We start from the raw sequence: 14,748 nt of genomic DNA, 5'->3' as shown, positions 1-14,748 counted from the left end.
AAGTTCTTCTGAAACAATGGCATGGCATCTTTCATGAAACCGTACGGGTTTTATCGAGTCCATGCCATTGCACGCTACGCTTAATCCTCTACGACCAATGGCCGCAGTCGCCGCCCCCGGTGATACGCGTTAATATTTGTAATTATTTTGTCCATAGGGATTGGTAACTTGGCTGGATACCTCCATCCTGTCGCGCACAATCCACGAGGTGATTGATGCGCGCCAACTCGTCTGAACCACAAGACACCGTCACAGCAGAACAACCGATCGCGCCCACCCGCTTGCGCTGGCTGGATCTGTTAAGCAAGTACCGCCAACCCATCGGGCTGGCGGTTACGTTGCTGCTGTTTGCAATCGCCCTCGTCGCCTGCCGCCACCTGCTGCTCGAACTGGACCTCTACGCCCTCCATGACTCGATCCTGGAAGTGCCCAAGCCAGCGTTGCTCGGCGCATTTGCCGCTGCGGTCGCGGGCTTCGTCGTTCTGTTGGGCTATGAGTTTTCCGGCGCGCGCTACGCCGGGGTGAAACTGCCCGCCAAGACCCTTGCCCTGGGTGGGTTCACCGCGTTCGCCATCGGCAACGCCATCGGTTTATCGATGCTCTCAGGCGGCTCGGTCCGCTACCGTTTATATGCACGCCATGGCCTCGGCGCGTCGGAAGTCGCACACATGACCGTGTTCGCCAGCCTGGCCCTGGGCTGTGCCCTGCCGCCATTGGCGGCGCTGGCCACGCTGAGTAACTTGCCGGCGGCCTCGACCTACCTGCATCTACCGCAAACGGTGCTCGGCGGAGTGGCGGGCGCCGTGCTGTTGTTGTCGGCCATGCTGTGCATCGGCATCTATCGTCGTCGCCTGCCGGAACAACCCTATCCGGATAACCTGGTGGTCAAGGTCGGCCGTCGCACCCTGCGTCTGCCGGGTCGTCGCCTGACCTTCCTGCAACTGATCATCACGGCCCTGGACGTCGCTGCGGCCGCCACAGTCCTTTATATGCTGTTGCCGGAAGCGCCGCCCTTCGGGCCGTTCCTGCTGGTGTACCTGCTGGCCCTGGCCGCTGGCGTGCTCAGCCATGTGCCGGGGGGCGTGGGTGTCTTCGAAGCCATCCTGCTCGCCGCCTTCGCCGACAAGCTTGGCGCCGCGCCATTGGCCGCTGCCCTGCTGCTGTATCGCATGATCTATGTGGTGCTGCCGCTGCTGATCGCCTGCGTGTTCCTGTTGGTCAACGAAGCCCAACGCCTGTTCCAGACCCAGCAAAGCCTGCGGGTCGCCTCGGGCCTGGCGGCGCCGGTACTGGCCGTGCTGGTTTTTTTGTCCGGCGTGGTCCTGCTGTTTTCCGGCGCCACACCGGAAATCGACTCACGCCTGGAAAACATCGGCTTTCTGATTCCCCACCGCCTGATTGATGCTTCGCACTTTGGCGCCAGCCTGATCGGCGTATTGTGCCTGCTGCTGGCCCAGGGCCTGCGTCGACGCTTGTCGGCGGCCTGGATGTTGACCATGGTGCTGCTGCTGACCGGCGCCCTGCTGTCACTGCTCAAGGGCTTCGACTGGGAAGAAGCCAGCCTGATGACCATGACCGCGGTGTTGCTGGCCATCTTCCGACGCTCGTTCTACCGCGCCAGCCGCCTGACCGAGCTGCCGTTCTCGCCGCTGTACCTGGTGGCCAGCGTCTGCGTGCTGGGGGCTTCGATCTGGCTGCTGCTGTTTGCCTATCAAGACGTCCCTTATAGTCATCAACTGTGGTGGCAGTTCACCCTCGACGCCAACGCCCCGCGCGGCCTGCGCTCGCTGCTGGGCGCCGCCGTGTTGCTGGTGATCGTGTCGCTGACCTGGTTGCTGCGTACCGCGCGCCCGGTGATTCACCTGCCGACGCCGGAAGAACTGGAACGCGCCACCAAGATCCTGATGGCCTCGTCGCAGCCCGACGGCGGCCTGGCGCTGACCGGCGACAAGGCGCTGCTGTTCCACCCCAATGACGAAGCCTTCCTGATGTATGCCCGTCGCGGTCGCAGCCTGGTGGCCTTGTATGACCCGATCGGCCCGACCCAGCCCCGCGCCGAGATGATCTGGCAGTTCCGCGACCTGTGCGACATCCACCATGCGCGTCCGGTGTTCTATCAGGTGCGCGCGGAGAACCTGCCGTACTACATGGACATCGGCCTCACCGCGATCAAGCTGGGCGAAGAAGCCCGCGTCGACCTCAAACGCTTTGACCTGGAAGCCAAGGGCAAAGAGATGAAGGATTTGCGCTACACCTGGAACCGTGGCACCCGGGACGGCCTGTCCCTGGAAATCCACGAACCGGGCACCGCGCCGATGGACGAACTCAAGGTTATTTCCGATGCCTGGCTGACCGGCAAGAACGTGCGGGAAAAGGGCTTTTCCCTCGGCCGCTTCAGCGACGACTACCTCAAGCACTTTCGCATTGCGATCATTCGCTTCGAAGGACACCCGGTGGCCTTCGCCAACCTGCTCGAGACCTACAACCACGACCTGGCCAGCCTCGACCTGATGCGCGCCCACCCCGATGCGCCCAAGCTGACCATGGAGTTCATGATGGTCGGCCTGATTCAACACTATAAGAGTCATGGTTATGCTCGCTTCAGCCTCGGCATGGTGCCATTGTCGGGCCTGCAACCTCGCCGTGGCGCGCCGCTGACCCAACGCCTGGGCTCGATGGTGTTCCGTCGTGGCGAACAACTGTATAACTTCCAAGGTTTGCGCCGTTTCAAAGACAAGTTCCAGCCTGACTGGGAACCCCGCTACATGGCCGTGCCCGCAGGACTTGATCCGCTGGTGGCACTGGCCGATACCGCCGCCCTGATCGCGGGTGGCTTGACTGGATTGGTGAAACGCTAATGATTCGACGCTCCTGGCGGTATGTATTGGCCGTTGTAGTGCTGCTGGCCCTGATCCTGGGGGGTGGCTATTGGTATTGGAACCGCCCTGCCGCGCAACCGACCCTGGAGCAACTGCCTCAGGCCGACGGTTCGGTAATGACCCGCGTGACGCCGGCCGGGACAGCAAAAGCGCGCGTGGCCGTAGCGGTGATGGCGGATGAAATCCTGACCGACAGTCAACTGATCGCCCTGAGCCAAGGCGGTAAGGCACAAATCGTCCAGGTGATCCTGCCCAAAGACGACTGCAAGCTGCAGGAACAGGCGCTACAAGGCGCCCTGGCCCAACTCAAGGGCGCGCCGACGCTGGTGAGCGGCATCGGCCCAGGCGCCGCCCTTGCGTGGCGCTGGCTGGCCACCCAGAACAACGACAAGGCCAACGCGATCTCCGTCGGCTTCGCCCTGGTGCAGGAAGGCTGCAAGGACCCGCTGCCCAAGACCGCCGCCCATGGCAACTGGCTGGTGGCGTGGAACGACAACCCTGACGATGAAAGCGCCAGTTTCGTACGCGACACACCGCGCGCCACCACCAGCATCAGCGACTACGACATTCATTACCCGCAAGTGCTGAACAACGAACTGCGCAAGCAATTGGTGGGTTCGGACAACGGCGGCCTGGCGATTCCCGTGGTGGAAGTCCCCGCCGGCCAGGCCAAGGATACCGTGACCCTGTTCCTCTCCGGCGATGGCGGCTGGCGTGACCTGGACCGCGACGTGGCCGGCGAAATGGCCAAGATCGGCTACCCGGTGGTCGGCATCGACACCCTGCGCTACTACTGGCAGCACAAGACCCCGGAGCAAAGCGCCAAGGACCTCACTGAACTGATGCAGCACTATCGGCAAAAGTGGGGCACCAAACGCTTCGTGCTGACCGGTTACTCATTCGGCGCCGACGTACTGCCAGCGATCTACAACCGCCTGCCGGAAAACGAGCAGCAACGGGTCGACGTTATCATCCTGCTGGCCTTCGCCCGCACCGGCAGCTTTGAAATCGAAGTGGAAGGCTGGCTGGGCAACGCCGGTAAAGAAGCCGCGACCGGCCCGGAAATGGCCAAGCTGCCGGCGGACAAGGTGGTGTGCATCTACGGTGCCGAAGAAGTCGACGAGAGTGGCTGTACCGACAAGACGGCGGTAGGCGAGGCGGTGAAACTGCCTGGCGGGCATCACTTCGATGAGAACTACCCGGCACTGGCCAAGCGTCTGGTGGATATCATCGTCAAGCACCAGGCCAAATCCGAGTAATTCCGGGCTGTACGCAAAACCCAATGTGAGAGGGAGCAAGCCCCCTCCCACATGGATTGGTTGGGCTAGCGCGGTTCGATATGCGCAATCATCAACTGCACGGTTTCCTGGCCACGGAATTCGTTCACGTCCAGCTTGTAGGCCAATTCCACCCAACGCACCGTCGGGTTCGGCCAGACCTCACGGTCGACCCCAAACGCAATGCCATCGAGCTTCACTGATCCGCATTCGCTCTTGAGCACCACCTTCAGGTGCCGCTCCCCAACCACCCGTTGCTCCACCAACTGAAACACCCCGTGAAACAGCGGTTCGGGAAAGTGCTGCCCCCAAGGGCCGGCGTGGCGAAGGGCGCGCGCCAGTTCCAAGTGAAACTCTTCCACCGCCAGGGTGCCATCGGACAACAGCCGGCCGGTGAGGTCTTCTTCGCGCAATTGCCGACGCACTTCCGCATCAAAGGCTTCGGCAAACAGTGGGAAATGTTCCTCGGGCAAGGTCAGCCCCGCCGCCATGGCGTGGCCGCCGTACTTGGTGATCAGGTTCGGATGCTGGCTCGCCACCACCGCCAGCGCGTCACGGATGTGAAAGCCCTGCACAGAACGGCCCGAGCCCTTGAGCAAGCCATCGCCCGCGTCGGCGAAGGCGATGGTCGGGCGGAAGTAGCGCTCTTTCATGCGCGACGCCAGAATGCCGATCACCCCTTGGTGCCACTCCGGATCGAACAAGCACAAACCGTAGGGCATCGACTCCACCGGCAAGTCCTTGAGCTGGGCCAGGGCCTCGCGCTGCATGCCTTGCTCGATGGATTTGCGATCCTGGTTCATACCGTCCAGTTGCGCGGCCATTTCCCGGGCGGCGGCAACGTCGGTGGTAAGCAGGCACTCGATGCCCAGGCTCATGTCATCCAGACGCCCGGCGGCGTTCAGGCGGGGCCCGAGGATAAACCCGAGGTCGGTGGAGGTGATACGGGCGTGATCACGCTTGGCCACTTCGAGGATCGCCTTGATCCCCGGCCGTGCGCGACCGGCGCGGATGCGCTCCAGGCCCTGATGGACCAGGATGCGGTTATTGGCGTCCAACGGCACCACGTCGGCGACGCTGCCCAGGGCAACGAGGTCGAGCAACTCGCCAAGGTTGGGCTGCGGCTTATTTTCGTACCAGCCCAGACTGCGCAAACGGGCACGCAAGGCCATCAAGACATAAAAGATCACCCCGACCCCAGCCAAGGCCTTGCTGGGAAACTCACAGCCCGGCTGGTTCGGGTTGACGATGGCATCCGCCGCCGGCAACTCATCCCCCGGCAAGTGGTGGTCGGTCACCAGCACTTTGAGCCCCGCCGCCTTCGCCGCCGCCACGCCTTCGACGCTGGAGATGCCGTTGTCCACGGTGATCAGTAACTGCGGCTCGCGCTGCAAGGCCACGGCGACAATTTCCGGGGTCAGGCCGTAACCGTATTCAAAGCGGTTGGGCACCAGGTAGTCGACATGGGCCGCACCGAGCAAACGCAGGCCCAGGGTGCCCACGGTGCTGGCGGTGGCGCCGTCGGCGTCGAAGTCGCCGACGATCAGGATGCGCTGGCGTTGCTCCAGGGCCGTCACCAGCAGGTCTACCGCTGCGTCGATGCCCTTGAGCTGCTGGTAAGGAATCAACCGCGCCAGGCTCTTGTCCAACTCTGCCTCTGACCTTACCCCGCGCGCGGCGTACAGACGGGTCAACAGCGGTGGCAATTCACCGAGAAACGGCAGGACAGCGGGTAACGGACGGGGATCAATACGCATGGGACGGTGGGGAATTCTCTGTAGGGGAAATATTAGTGGCAAGCTACAAGCGCTGGCTCAACCGCGCTCGCCGACCAGCCACTGTAACTGCACTTCATGCTGGCCACGATCATCGGTGACGAAGATCGTGCCTTCGCTGATCATCACGTCCCACTTGATCACGCGAGGCATGTCCTTGGCCAACGTCTCGAGGACTTCCTGCGGAACCGCCGCGATGTGCACGTTTTTCATGCTTTTCGCCGCTGGCACCACCTTGCCTTCCCACACACGCAGGCTGCCGTAGGCGAGCAAGCTGGTACGCTCGGCGCGGCGCGAGCACCAGGTCAGGCGGTCGACATCGGGCTGGCCGACTTCGATCCAATGCAAGACGCGGTCATCCAGGCTTTTTTCCCACAGGGCTGGCTCGTCTACATCTGACAGGCCACGGCCGAACGAAACCTGCTCGTTGTACCAGAGGGCGTAGGCCAACAGGCGCACAGTCATGCGTTCTTCGGTTTCCGAAGGGTGGCGGGCGATGGTCTGTTTGACGCTCTCGTACACCGAGCGGTCGAGGTCGGTGAGGTTGAGTTCGAATTTGTAGGTCGTGGACGGCTGGGCCATGAACGGACTTCTAGAGACAGGAAAAGGCGGCCAGTCTAACCGATGGCGAAGCTATTCAACGAATCATGCTCTGCATCATCCTTATCCCTGGGCCACTCGCCTATGTTAAAAGGCTTCACATCACCGCCCTGCGCAGACAAGGATCCTCATGTCGTTTAATGCCAAACCGCTTGCCGGCTTGAAAGTCATCGAACTCGGCACCCTGATCGCCGGCCCGTTCGCCTCACGCATCTGCGCCGAATTCGGCGCCGAGGTGATCAAGGTGGAATCGCCCGATGGCGGCGACCCGCTGCGTAAATGGCGCAAGTTGTATGAAGGCACCTCGCTGTGGTGGTTCGTGCAGGCGCGTAACAAGAAGTCGCTGACGCTCAACCTCAAGCACCCGGACGGCCTGGCGATCCTCAAGCAGTTACTGGCGGACGCCGACATCCTGATCGAGAATTTCCGCCCTGGCGTGCTGGAAAAGCTCGGCCTGAGCTGGGACACCCTGCACGCGCTCAACCCCAAGCTGGTGATGGTGCGCCTTTCGGGTTTTGGCCAGACCGGGCCGATGAAGGATCAGCCGGGGTTTGGTGCGGTGGGCGAATCCATGGGCGGACTGCGCTATATCACCGGTTTCGAAGACCGTCCGCCGGTGCGCACCGGGATCTCCATCGGCGACTCCATCGCCGCGTTGTGGGCCGTGATCGGCGCGTTGATGGCACTGCGTCATCGTGAGGTCAACGGCGGTTTGGGTCAGGTCGTGGACGTGGCCTTGTACGAAGCCATCTTCGCGATGATGGAAAGCATGATCCCCGAATTCGACGTGTTCGGCTTCATTCGCGAACGCACCGGCAACATCATGCCCGGCATTACCCCCTCCTCGATCCACACCAGCGCCGATGGCAAACATGTGCAGATCGGCGCCAACGGTGATGCGATCTTCAAGCGCTTCATGTCGGCTATCGGTCGTGACGACCTGGCCAACGACCCGACGCTTGCCAGCAATGACGGACGCGATAGCCGTCGCGATGAGTTGTATGGGGTGATCGACCGCTGGGTCAACTCGCTGCCATTGGAGCAGGTGGTGGAACAGCTCAATAAGGCCGAGGTGCCTGCCAGTCGCATTTACAGCGCCGAAGACATGCTCGGTGACCCGCAGTTCCTGGCCCGTGAAATGTTCCTCAAGGCCCAACTGCCCGACGGCAAGGACTTCAAGATGCCCGGCATCGTGCCCAAGTTGTCGCAGACCCCGGGCAGCTGCGAATGGGTCGGGCCCCAACTGGGCGAACACAACAACGTGCTGCTCGCCCAGTTGGGGTACGACAGCGCCGCTGTTGTCCGCTTGCGCGAGGAAGGCGCGATCTGATGGCCGATCGATACAAACGCTGGCTGATTCAGCTGTGCCTCGCCGCACTGATGGCCGGCGGCTGGCCACCGGCAGCGCAGGCCGAGGACACGCTGATCTGGTTGCTGCGCGACCTACCGCCGTTGACCATTCTCGAAGGCCCGAGCAAAGGCCAGGGTGCGTTGGACCAGTTGTTGCCGATACTGATCGAGCACTTGCCGCAATATCGACATCAGGTGCTGCACGTCAATCGCGCGCGGGGCATGCAAATGTTGCGCGAGCCCACGTTCACCTGTGATCCCTCATTACTGTGGACGCCAGAGCGCGCCCAATACATGGTGTTTTCCCGCCAGGCATTTGTGGTGGTCAGCAACGGGATCACGATCCGACGCAGCCAACAGGAGGCCATGGCGACGTTTATCGTGGACGGCCAGTTCGATCTGCAGGCCTTTCTCGACGCCCATACAGCACGGGTGGGTGCGATTGCCGAACGCAGCTACGGCCCGGTCATTGATGAACGGCTGAGGCACGCCGATGCGCAGACACTGGCGTTCCACTATGGCAACGACGCCCTCGGCAGCTTGTTACAGATGCAACGCCTGGGGCGGCTGGAAGCGGTGTTGGGCTACTGGCCGGAAATCCGCTATCACGCGCTACGACAAGGGATCGCTGCCGACGACCTGAACTTCTACCCCATCAAAGGTAACGCGCCCTACCAACGTACCCATATCGGCTGTTCGGACACCCCCATGGGACGCGAGGCCATCGAGCGCATCGACCAAGTGCTGCATGACATCCCGCTGAAACAGGTGCAACAGTCCTACGCCGCATGGCTGGACCCGGTCATGCGTAAACAGTATCTGCGCGATAACCCGAGCTTTTTCCAGGAAGTGCCTCCGCCGTGAGAAATCACAGACAAAAGAAACCCCGAAGCGTGGGGAAACACTTCGGGGTTAAACGTGGCCTACAAAGACCAGTACAACAAGGCACAAACACCGGAGCACAATGTTCATTCTTGCTGTTACGAAATCTGACAGGCCATGCCATAGGAAGTTTCAACAGGTAAACAATTCTTCATGCCACGGCGCCGCCGCGGGTTTGGGCTGCACTACGCAGGGCAGCGATCATCGAAGGTTCCAGGCGTCCTTCGGCGATTTTGAGGTCGCGCAGCAGGCAGTCCACCACATCGACCAGCAGGCGCTTATCCATCAACTGCGCCCGGTCGACGTCACGCTCGACCATGATCGCGCCAGCACGATTCTTTACGGTCACCAGGCACTCGCCCTGCACACCAGAGGGGGTCAGCGAAACCTGATAAGGGCTCAATGCTTCTTCGAGCAATAGGCTGATACTTTCCATCTCGATCACCACTCAATAGTTGGGGAACAATCGTTTCAAGGGGAGCTGTATCTATCCTGATTGACGGATCGGAACATGGAAAAGTTCGTTTTTTCGTCGTTATGGAATCAATAGGGAGCGTCTTGCACCAGCATGCGCTTGCAACATGACAACCAAAAAACGTACGCACATGACTGCTTACACAATGGGCCCGCCAGAAACGAAAAACGCCGCTACCCCAGGGAAGGGGCGCGGCGTTTTTGTGTGCGTATCAGCCTTACAACGGCTTACCACGATTGCCATGCTGGCTGACAAACGCCTGCATCGCCTTCAGGTCATTCGGTAGCACGGTGCAACGCTCTTCACGCTCGAAGAGGTCAGCCAAGTGCGCCGGCAACTCCAGCGCCTTGCCAACACCCGCCTTCTCCACCGCTTCCGGGAATTTGACCGGGTGCGCGGTACCGAGGATCACCATCGGGATGTCCAGGCTGCGCCGGCATTCACGGGCGGCCTTCACACCGATGGCGGTGTGCGGGTCGAGCAGTTCGCCGGTCTGGGCATAGACTTCGGCGATGGTTTCGCAGGTCTGCGCATCGTCCACCGCCAGCGAGTCGAACAGCTTGCGGGTTTCGGTCCAGCGCTCTTCATCGACACTGAAACCGCCACCGCTTTTGAAGGTGTCCATCAAGCCGGCAATCGCCGCGCCATTGCGACCATGCATGTCGAACAGCAGACGCTCGAAGTTCGACGACACCATGATGTCCATGGACGGCGACAGGGTGGCGTGCAGGGTTTCCTTGACGTACTGGTTACCGCTCATAAAGCGGTGCAGGATGTCGTTGCGGTTGGTGGCGACGATCAACTGGTTGATCGGCAGGCCCATGTTGCGCGCCAGGTAGCCGGCGAAGATGTCGCCGAAGTTGCCGGTCGGCACCGAGAACGACACCGAACGTGCCGGGCCGCCCAACTGCAGGGCTGCGTGGAAGTAGTAGACGATCTGGGCCATGATCCGCGCCCAGTTGATCGAGTTCACCGCCACCAGGCGCGTGCCCTTGAGGAAGCTCTGGTCGGCGAAGCTGTTCTTGACCATTTCCTGGCAGTCGTCGAAGTTGCCTTCGATGGCGATGTTGTGGATGTTCTCACCAAAAATGGTGGTCATCTGCCGACGCTGTACTTCCGACACGCGCTTGTGCGGGTGCAGGATGAAGATGTCGACGTTTTCGCAGTGCTTGCAGCCTTCGATGGCCGCCGAGCCGGTATCACCGGAGGTTGCACCGATGATCACCACACGCTCGCCGCGCTTCTCCAGCACGTAATCCAGCAGGCGACCCAGCAGTTGCAGGGCGAAGTCCTTGAACGCCAGGGTCGGGCCGTGGAACAGCTCCAGTACCCACTCGTTGCCGTTCAGTTGGCGCAATGGGGCGATGGCGCTGTGGGAAAATACGCCGTAGGTCTCTTCCAGGATCTTCTTGAAGTCCGCATCCGGAATGCTGCCGGTGACGAACGGGCGCATCACGCGAAAGGCCAGCTCGTGATACGGCAGACCGGCCCAGGACGCGATTTCTTCCTGGGTGAAGCGTGGCAGGTTTTCCGGCACGTACAGGCCGCCGTCGGTGGCAAGGCCTGCCAGCAGAACGTCTTCGAAATTCAGGGCCGGTGCCTGGCCGCGGGTGCTGATGTAACGCATGACTGGCTCCTCTAAATCATTCTCGAACAGAGGCCGCCGAACGCACGGGGCCCCTGGCACAAATCGGTTAGTTCAGGTGTTCGACGCGAATACGTACCACCGGGCCCACTACGCCTTGCAAGGCTTCCAGGGCGGTGATGGCATCGTTGATGTGCTGCTCGAGCACGCGGTGAGTCAGCAGGATCATCGGCACCTGGCCGTTCTGCTCCTCGACTTCCTTCTGCATGATCGACTCGATATTGATGCCGCGCTCCGACAGGATGCTGGCAACCTGGGCCAACACGCCCGGATGATCCTTGGCCTGGATGCGCAGGTAGTAAGCGCTTTCGCACGCCTCGATCGGCAGGATCGGGTGAGCCGACAGCGAATCGGGTTGGAAGGCCAGGTGCGGCACGCGGTTTTCCGGGTCGCTGGTCATGGCGCGAACCACGTCCACCAGGTCGGCGATCACCGACGAAGCGGTCGGCTCCATGCCGGCGCCCGCACCGTAGAACAGGGTGGAACCAGCAGCATCGCCGTTGACCATCACCGCGTTCATCACGCCATTGACGTTGGCGAGCAGGCGGTCGGCCGGGATCAGCGTCGGATGCACACGCAACTCGATACCGGCCGGGGTGCTGCGCGCCACGCCGAGGTGCTTGATGCGATAGCCGAGGGCTTCGGCGTAATTCACGTCGGCCGTGGTCAGTTGGGTGATGCCCTCGGTGTAGGCCTTGTCGAACTGCAGCGGGATACCAAAGGCGATGGACGCCAGGATGGTCAGCTTGTGGGCTGCGTCGATGCCTTCCACGTCGAAGGTCGGGTCGGCTTCGGCGTAACCCAGGGCCTGCGCTTCGGCCAGCACGTCTTCGAAGGTACGGCCCTTCTCGCGCATTTCGGTGAGGATGAAGTTACCGGTGCCGTTGATGATGCCGGCCACCCAGTTGATGCGGTTGGCGGACAGGCCTTCACGGATCGCCTTGATCACCGGAATACCGCCGGCCACGGCGGCTTCGAAAGCGACGATCACGCCCATCTCGCGGGCCTTGGCGAAGATCTCGTTACCGTGCACGGCGATCAGCGCCTTGTTGGCGGTGACCACGTGCTTGCCGTTTTCGATCGCCTTGAGCACCAGCTCGCGGGCAATGGTATAGCCGCCCACCAGCTCGATGACGATATCGATTTCAGGGTTGGTCGCCACGGCGAAGACATCGTTGGTAATCGCAATACCGGTCGTTTGGAACTGAGGCTTTGGCGAACGCGTGGCAATTTGCGCCACTTCAATCCCGCGCCCTGCACGGCGGGAAATTTCTTCAGCATTACGCTGAAGTACGTTGAAGGTGCCGCCACCGACGGTCCCTAACCCACAGATGCCTACTTTGACCGGTTTCACTGAAGAACTCCCCATGAAACGGCCGACGCGAGGTCGGCCGTGGAAAACAGCCGCACAACTGCGGCTTTCAATTAACGACCCATCGACTGCTCAAAGGGCCTTGATCGTCGAAGGTTCGACGATGCTGATTTATTTGGCACTGAGCGCCAGTTTGGCAACTTGCGGCGCCGGCTGGTAGCCCGGAATCACTTGGCCGTCAGCCAAAACGATGGCCGGCGTACCGTTCACGCCGATGGACTGGCCCAGGGCGAACTGTTTGGAAACCGGGTTGGCGCACTTGTCCGCCTTGATTTCCTTGCCATCGACCATCTTGTCCATGGCCGCTTTCTTGTCGGCCGAGCACCAGACCGCCTGCAACTGCTCGTCACCCGGTGAGCCCAGGCCCTGGCGCGGAAACGCTACATAGCGCACTTCCACGCCCAGCTTGTTCAGCGCCGGCACTTCGGCATGCAGCTTGTGGCAATACGGGCAGGTGGTGTCAGTGAACACGGTGATGTGGGTCTTGGTCTCGCCAATGGCGGGATACACCACGGTTTCAGCCACCGGAATGCCGTTGATCAGCTTGGACACGCCCAGGCGCTCGGCTTTCTCGGTCAGGTTGACCGGCTTGCCGTCCTTCAACTGAAACAGGTAGCCCTGGACAATGTATTGGCCATCAGCACTGGCATACAGCACGCGACTGCCCTTGAGTTTCACTTCGTACAGCCCGGCCATCGGGCTGGCGCTGATGCTTTCGATCGGTGTGTCGAGCTGCAGGTTGGCCAGGCTCTTGCGAATGGTCTGCTCGGCAGCGTCATCGGCGACGGCAAAGGTGGAAACCAACGCAATGGCTGCGGCGGCAATAATCTGGGTCAAGCGCATGGGAACTCCTGAAGGCAGATGCAGGGACGGGAAGTAACACCGCTTGGAAACACGGGTCTGAGCCGTCCCCTTTGCGAACCGGCAAAGCCTACCACAGTTGGGCCGCAGGGCAGCCCGTGGCGGGATAAATTGGCGCTTTTCAACCCCGCGGGTGGTGCTTGGCGTGCAGATCCTGCAAACGTGCCCGCGCCACGTGGGTATAGATCTGGGTTGTGGATAAGTCGCTGTGCCCGAGCAGCATTTGCACCACCCGCAGATCCGCGCCGTGGTTGAGTAAATGGGTGGCGAATGCATGGCGCAACGTATGGGGCGACAGTGCCTTGCCGATCCCCGCCACCTTGGCCTGGTGCTTGATGCGGTGCCAGAAGGTCTGGCGGGTCATCTGCTCGCCGCGCAGGCTGGGGAACAGCACATCGCTGGGGCGCCCGCCAAGCAGTTCGCCACGGGCCTCGCGCATGTAGCGTTCGACCCACACAATCGCCTCTTCCCCCATGGGCACCAGTCGCTCCTTGCTGCCCTTGCCCATCACCCGCAGCACACCCTGGCGCAGGTTGACTTGCTCCAGGGTCAGGCTGATCAGCTCAGTCACCCGCAGGCCACAGGCATACAACACTTCCAGCATGGCGCGGTCGCGCTGGCCAATGGCTTCGCTCAAGTCGGGGGCGGCGAGCAATGCATCGACGTCAGCTTCCGACAGGGATTTGGGCAATGGCCTGCCCAGTTGCGGCATGTCAATCTGTAGCGTCGGATCGAGGGCGATGAGCTTTTCCCGCAGCAGGTAGCGATAGAACCCACGCACGCCGGAAAGGAAGCGTGCCGTGGAGCGCGGCTTGTAGTTCTGCTCCAGACGCCAGGCCAAGTGATCGAGGATCAGCTCGCGGCCGGCGTTGATCAGTTCGAGGTGTTTTTCCTGCAGCCAGCCATTGAACAGGGCCAGATCGCTGCGATAGGCCTGACGGGTATTGTCCGACAGGCCTTTTTCCAACCAGAGGGCGTCGAGGAAGCGATCAATCAGAGGGTGGTCGATGGCGGGCATGGGGGCTCAGGCAGATGACGGTAGTGTCGGGTAGATCCTATCGCAGGCAAGCCTGCTCCTACATTGGATTTGTGTCGTGCATCGATTTTATGACCACTAACGATCAAGTGAGGGAGCTGGCTTGCCTGCGATAGCCGCGCCTCTACCCCAGATCAGTCGACAAATTCCAGGCACAAAAAAGCAGCCCGTAGGCTGCTTTTTTCTGCATCGGGAAGCTGGACTTAAGCCAGTTTTTCCTTGATGCGAGCTGCTTTACCGGACAGGTCACGCAGGTAGTACAGCTTGGCTTTACGTACGTCACCGCGACGCTTAACGGCCATGCTGTCGATTTGCGGGCTGTAGGTCTGGAAAGTACGCTCTACGCCAACACCGTTGGAGATTTTACGAACAGTGAAAGCACTGTTCACACCACGGTTACGCTTGGCGATTACCACGCCTTCGAACGCTTGCAGACGCGAACGGTCGCCTTCCTTCACTTTCACCTGAACGACAATGGTGTCGCCCGGGGCAAAGGTAGGGATCTCTTTGGTCATCTGCTCTGCTTCGAGTGCAAGGATGATTTTGTTAGTCATGCTGTGCTCCTAAGGTAAGTCAATGGACCTACCATCGATACG

Annotated in this window: 12 protein-coding genes; 4 read left to right on the top strand and 8 right to left on the bottom strand. The window is 61.2% G+C overall.

What is annotated here, in order from left to right:
- The first annotated feature begins 215 nt into the window (after positions 1-215).
- Together mprF and ACLH0J_RS10025 are read left to right on the top strand one after the other, a co-directional pair.
- The gene (mprF, locus tag ACLH0J_RS10030; RefSeq protein ID WP_411391845.1) at positions 216-2,858 is read left to right on the top strand and encodes a bifunctional lysylphosphatidylglycerol flippase/synthetase MprF; all 2,643 of its coding nucleotides are present in this window, start codon (positions 216-218) and stop codon (positions 2,856-2,858) included.
- Positions 2,858-4,138: a virulence factor family protein gene (locus ACLH0J_RS10025; protein ID WP_411391844.1), complete on the top strand. Its 1,281-nt coding sequence runs from the start codon at positions 2,858-2,860 to the stop codon at positions 4,136-4,138. Before mprF ends, ACLH0J_RS10025 begins: the two co-directional genes overlap by 1 nt.
- Before the next feature lie 65 nt (positions 4,139-4,203).
- Here the strand turns inward: ACLH0J_RS10025 and recJ are convergent, their stop codons facing one another.
- Both recJ and ACLH0J_RS10015 read right to left on the bottom strand, forming a co-directional pair.
- Entirely contained in the window at positions 4,204-5,913 is a 1,710-nt protein-coding gene (gene recJ, locus ACLH0J_RS10020) for a single-stranded-DNA-specific exonuclease RecJ (RefSeq protein ID WP_308581004.1), read from the bottom strand.
- A 57-nt stretch (positions 5,914-5,970) separates the two neighbouring features.
- Complete coding sequence (locus tag ACLH0J_RS10015; RefSeq protein WP_010565286.1) at positions 5,971-6,513, bottom strand: YaeQ family protein; 543 nt, start codon at positions 6,511-6,513, stop codon at positions 5,971-5,973.
- 148 nt (positions 6,514-6,661) lie between these two features.
- Here ACLH0J_RS10015 and ACLH0J_RS10010 point away from each other — a divergent pair, with 148 nt between their 5' ends.
- Positions 6,662-7,861, top strand: coding sequence for a CaiB/BaiF CoA transferase family protein (locus tag ACLH0J_RS10010; protein WP_411391843.1), 1,200 nt, complete (start codon positions 6,662-6,664; stop codon positions 7,859-7,861).
- Positions 7,861-8,745: a TIGR02285 family protein gene (locus tag ACLH0J_RS10005; RefSeq protein ID WP_411391842.1), complete on the top strand. Its 885-nt coding sequence runs from the start codon at positions 7,861-7,863 to the stop codon at positions 8,743-8,745. Before ACLH0J_RS10010 ends, ACLH0J_RS10005 begins: the two co-directional genes overlap by 1 nt.
- 169 nt (positions 8,746-8,914) lie before the next feature.
- Here ACLH0J_RS10005 and ACLH0J_RS10000 read toward each other — a convergent pair whose 3' ends face one another.
- The 6 genes from ACLH0J_RS10000 to rplS form a co-directional block, all read right to left on the bottom strand.
- Entirely contained in the window at positions 8,915-9,199 is a 285-nt protein-coding gene (locus ACLH0J_RS10000) for a DUF3509 domain-containing protein (protein ID WP_411391841.1), read from the bottom strand.
- 256 nt (positions 9,200-9,455) lie between these two features.
- A complete protein-coding gene (thrC, locus tag ACLH0J_RS09995) occupies positions 9,456-10,865 on the bottom strand; it encodes a threonine synthase (RefSeq protein WP_411391840.1) in 1,410 nt (469 codons plus the stop codon).
- A 67-nt stretch (positions 10,866-10,932) separates the two neighbouring features.
- On the bottom strand, positions 10,933-12,237 hold the full coding sequence (locus ACLH0J_RS09990) for a homoserine dehydrogenase (RefSeq protein WP_411391839.1): 1,305 nt from the start codon (positions 12,235-12,237) through the stop codon (positions 10,933-10,935).
- Between the two features lie 129 nt (positions 12,238-12,366).
- Entirely contained in the window at positions 12,367-13,098 is a 732-nt protein-coding gene (locus ACLH0J_RS09985) for a thioredoxin fold domain-containing protein (protein WP_411391838.1), read from the bottom strand.
- Between the two features lie 139 nt (positions 13,099-13,237).
- Positions 13,238-14,134, bottom strand: a complete 897-nt coding sequence (xerD, locus tag ACLH0J_RS09980; RefSeq protein WP_411391837.1) for a site-specific tyrosine recombinase XerD — start codon at positions 14,132-14,134, stop codon at positions 13,238-13,240.
- Positions 14,135-14,355: 221 nt separating this feature from the next.
- Positions 14,356-14,706: a 50S ribosomal protein L19 gene (gene rplS, locus ACLH0J_RS09975; protein WP_003175895.1), complete on the bottom strand. Its 351-nt coding sequence runs from the start codon at positions 14,704-14,706 to the stop codon at positions 14,356-14,358.
- Between the last annotated feature and the right edge of the window lie 42 nt (positions 14,707-14,748).

Source organism: Pseudomonas sp. MPB23 (assembly GCF_046605395.1).
Lineage (GTDB): Bacteria > Pseudomonadota > Gammaproteobacteria > Pseudomonadales > Pseudomonadaceae > Aquipseudomonas.
Note: the sequence above shows the minus strand (reverse complement) of the source record. Positions and strands in the feature narration are given on the sequence as shown.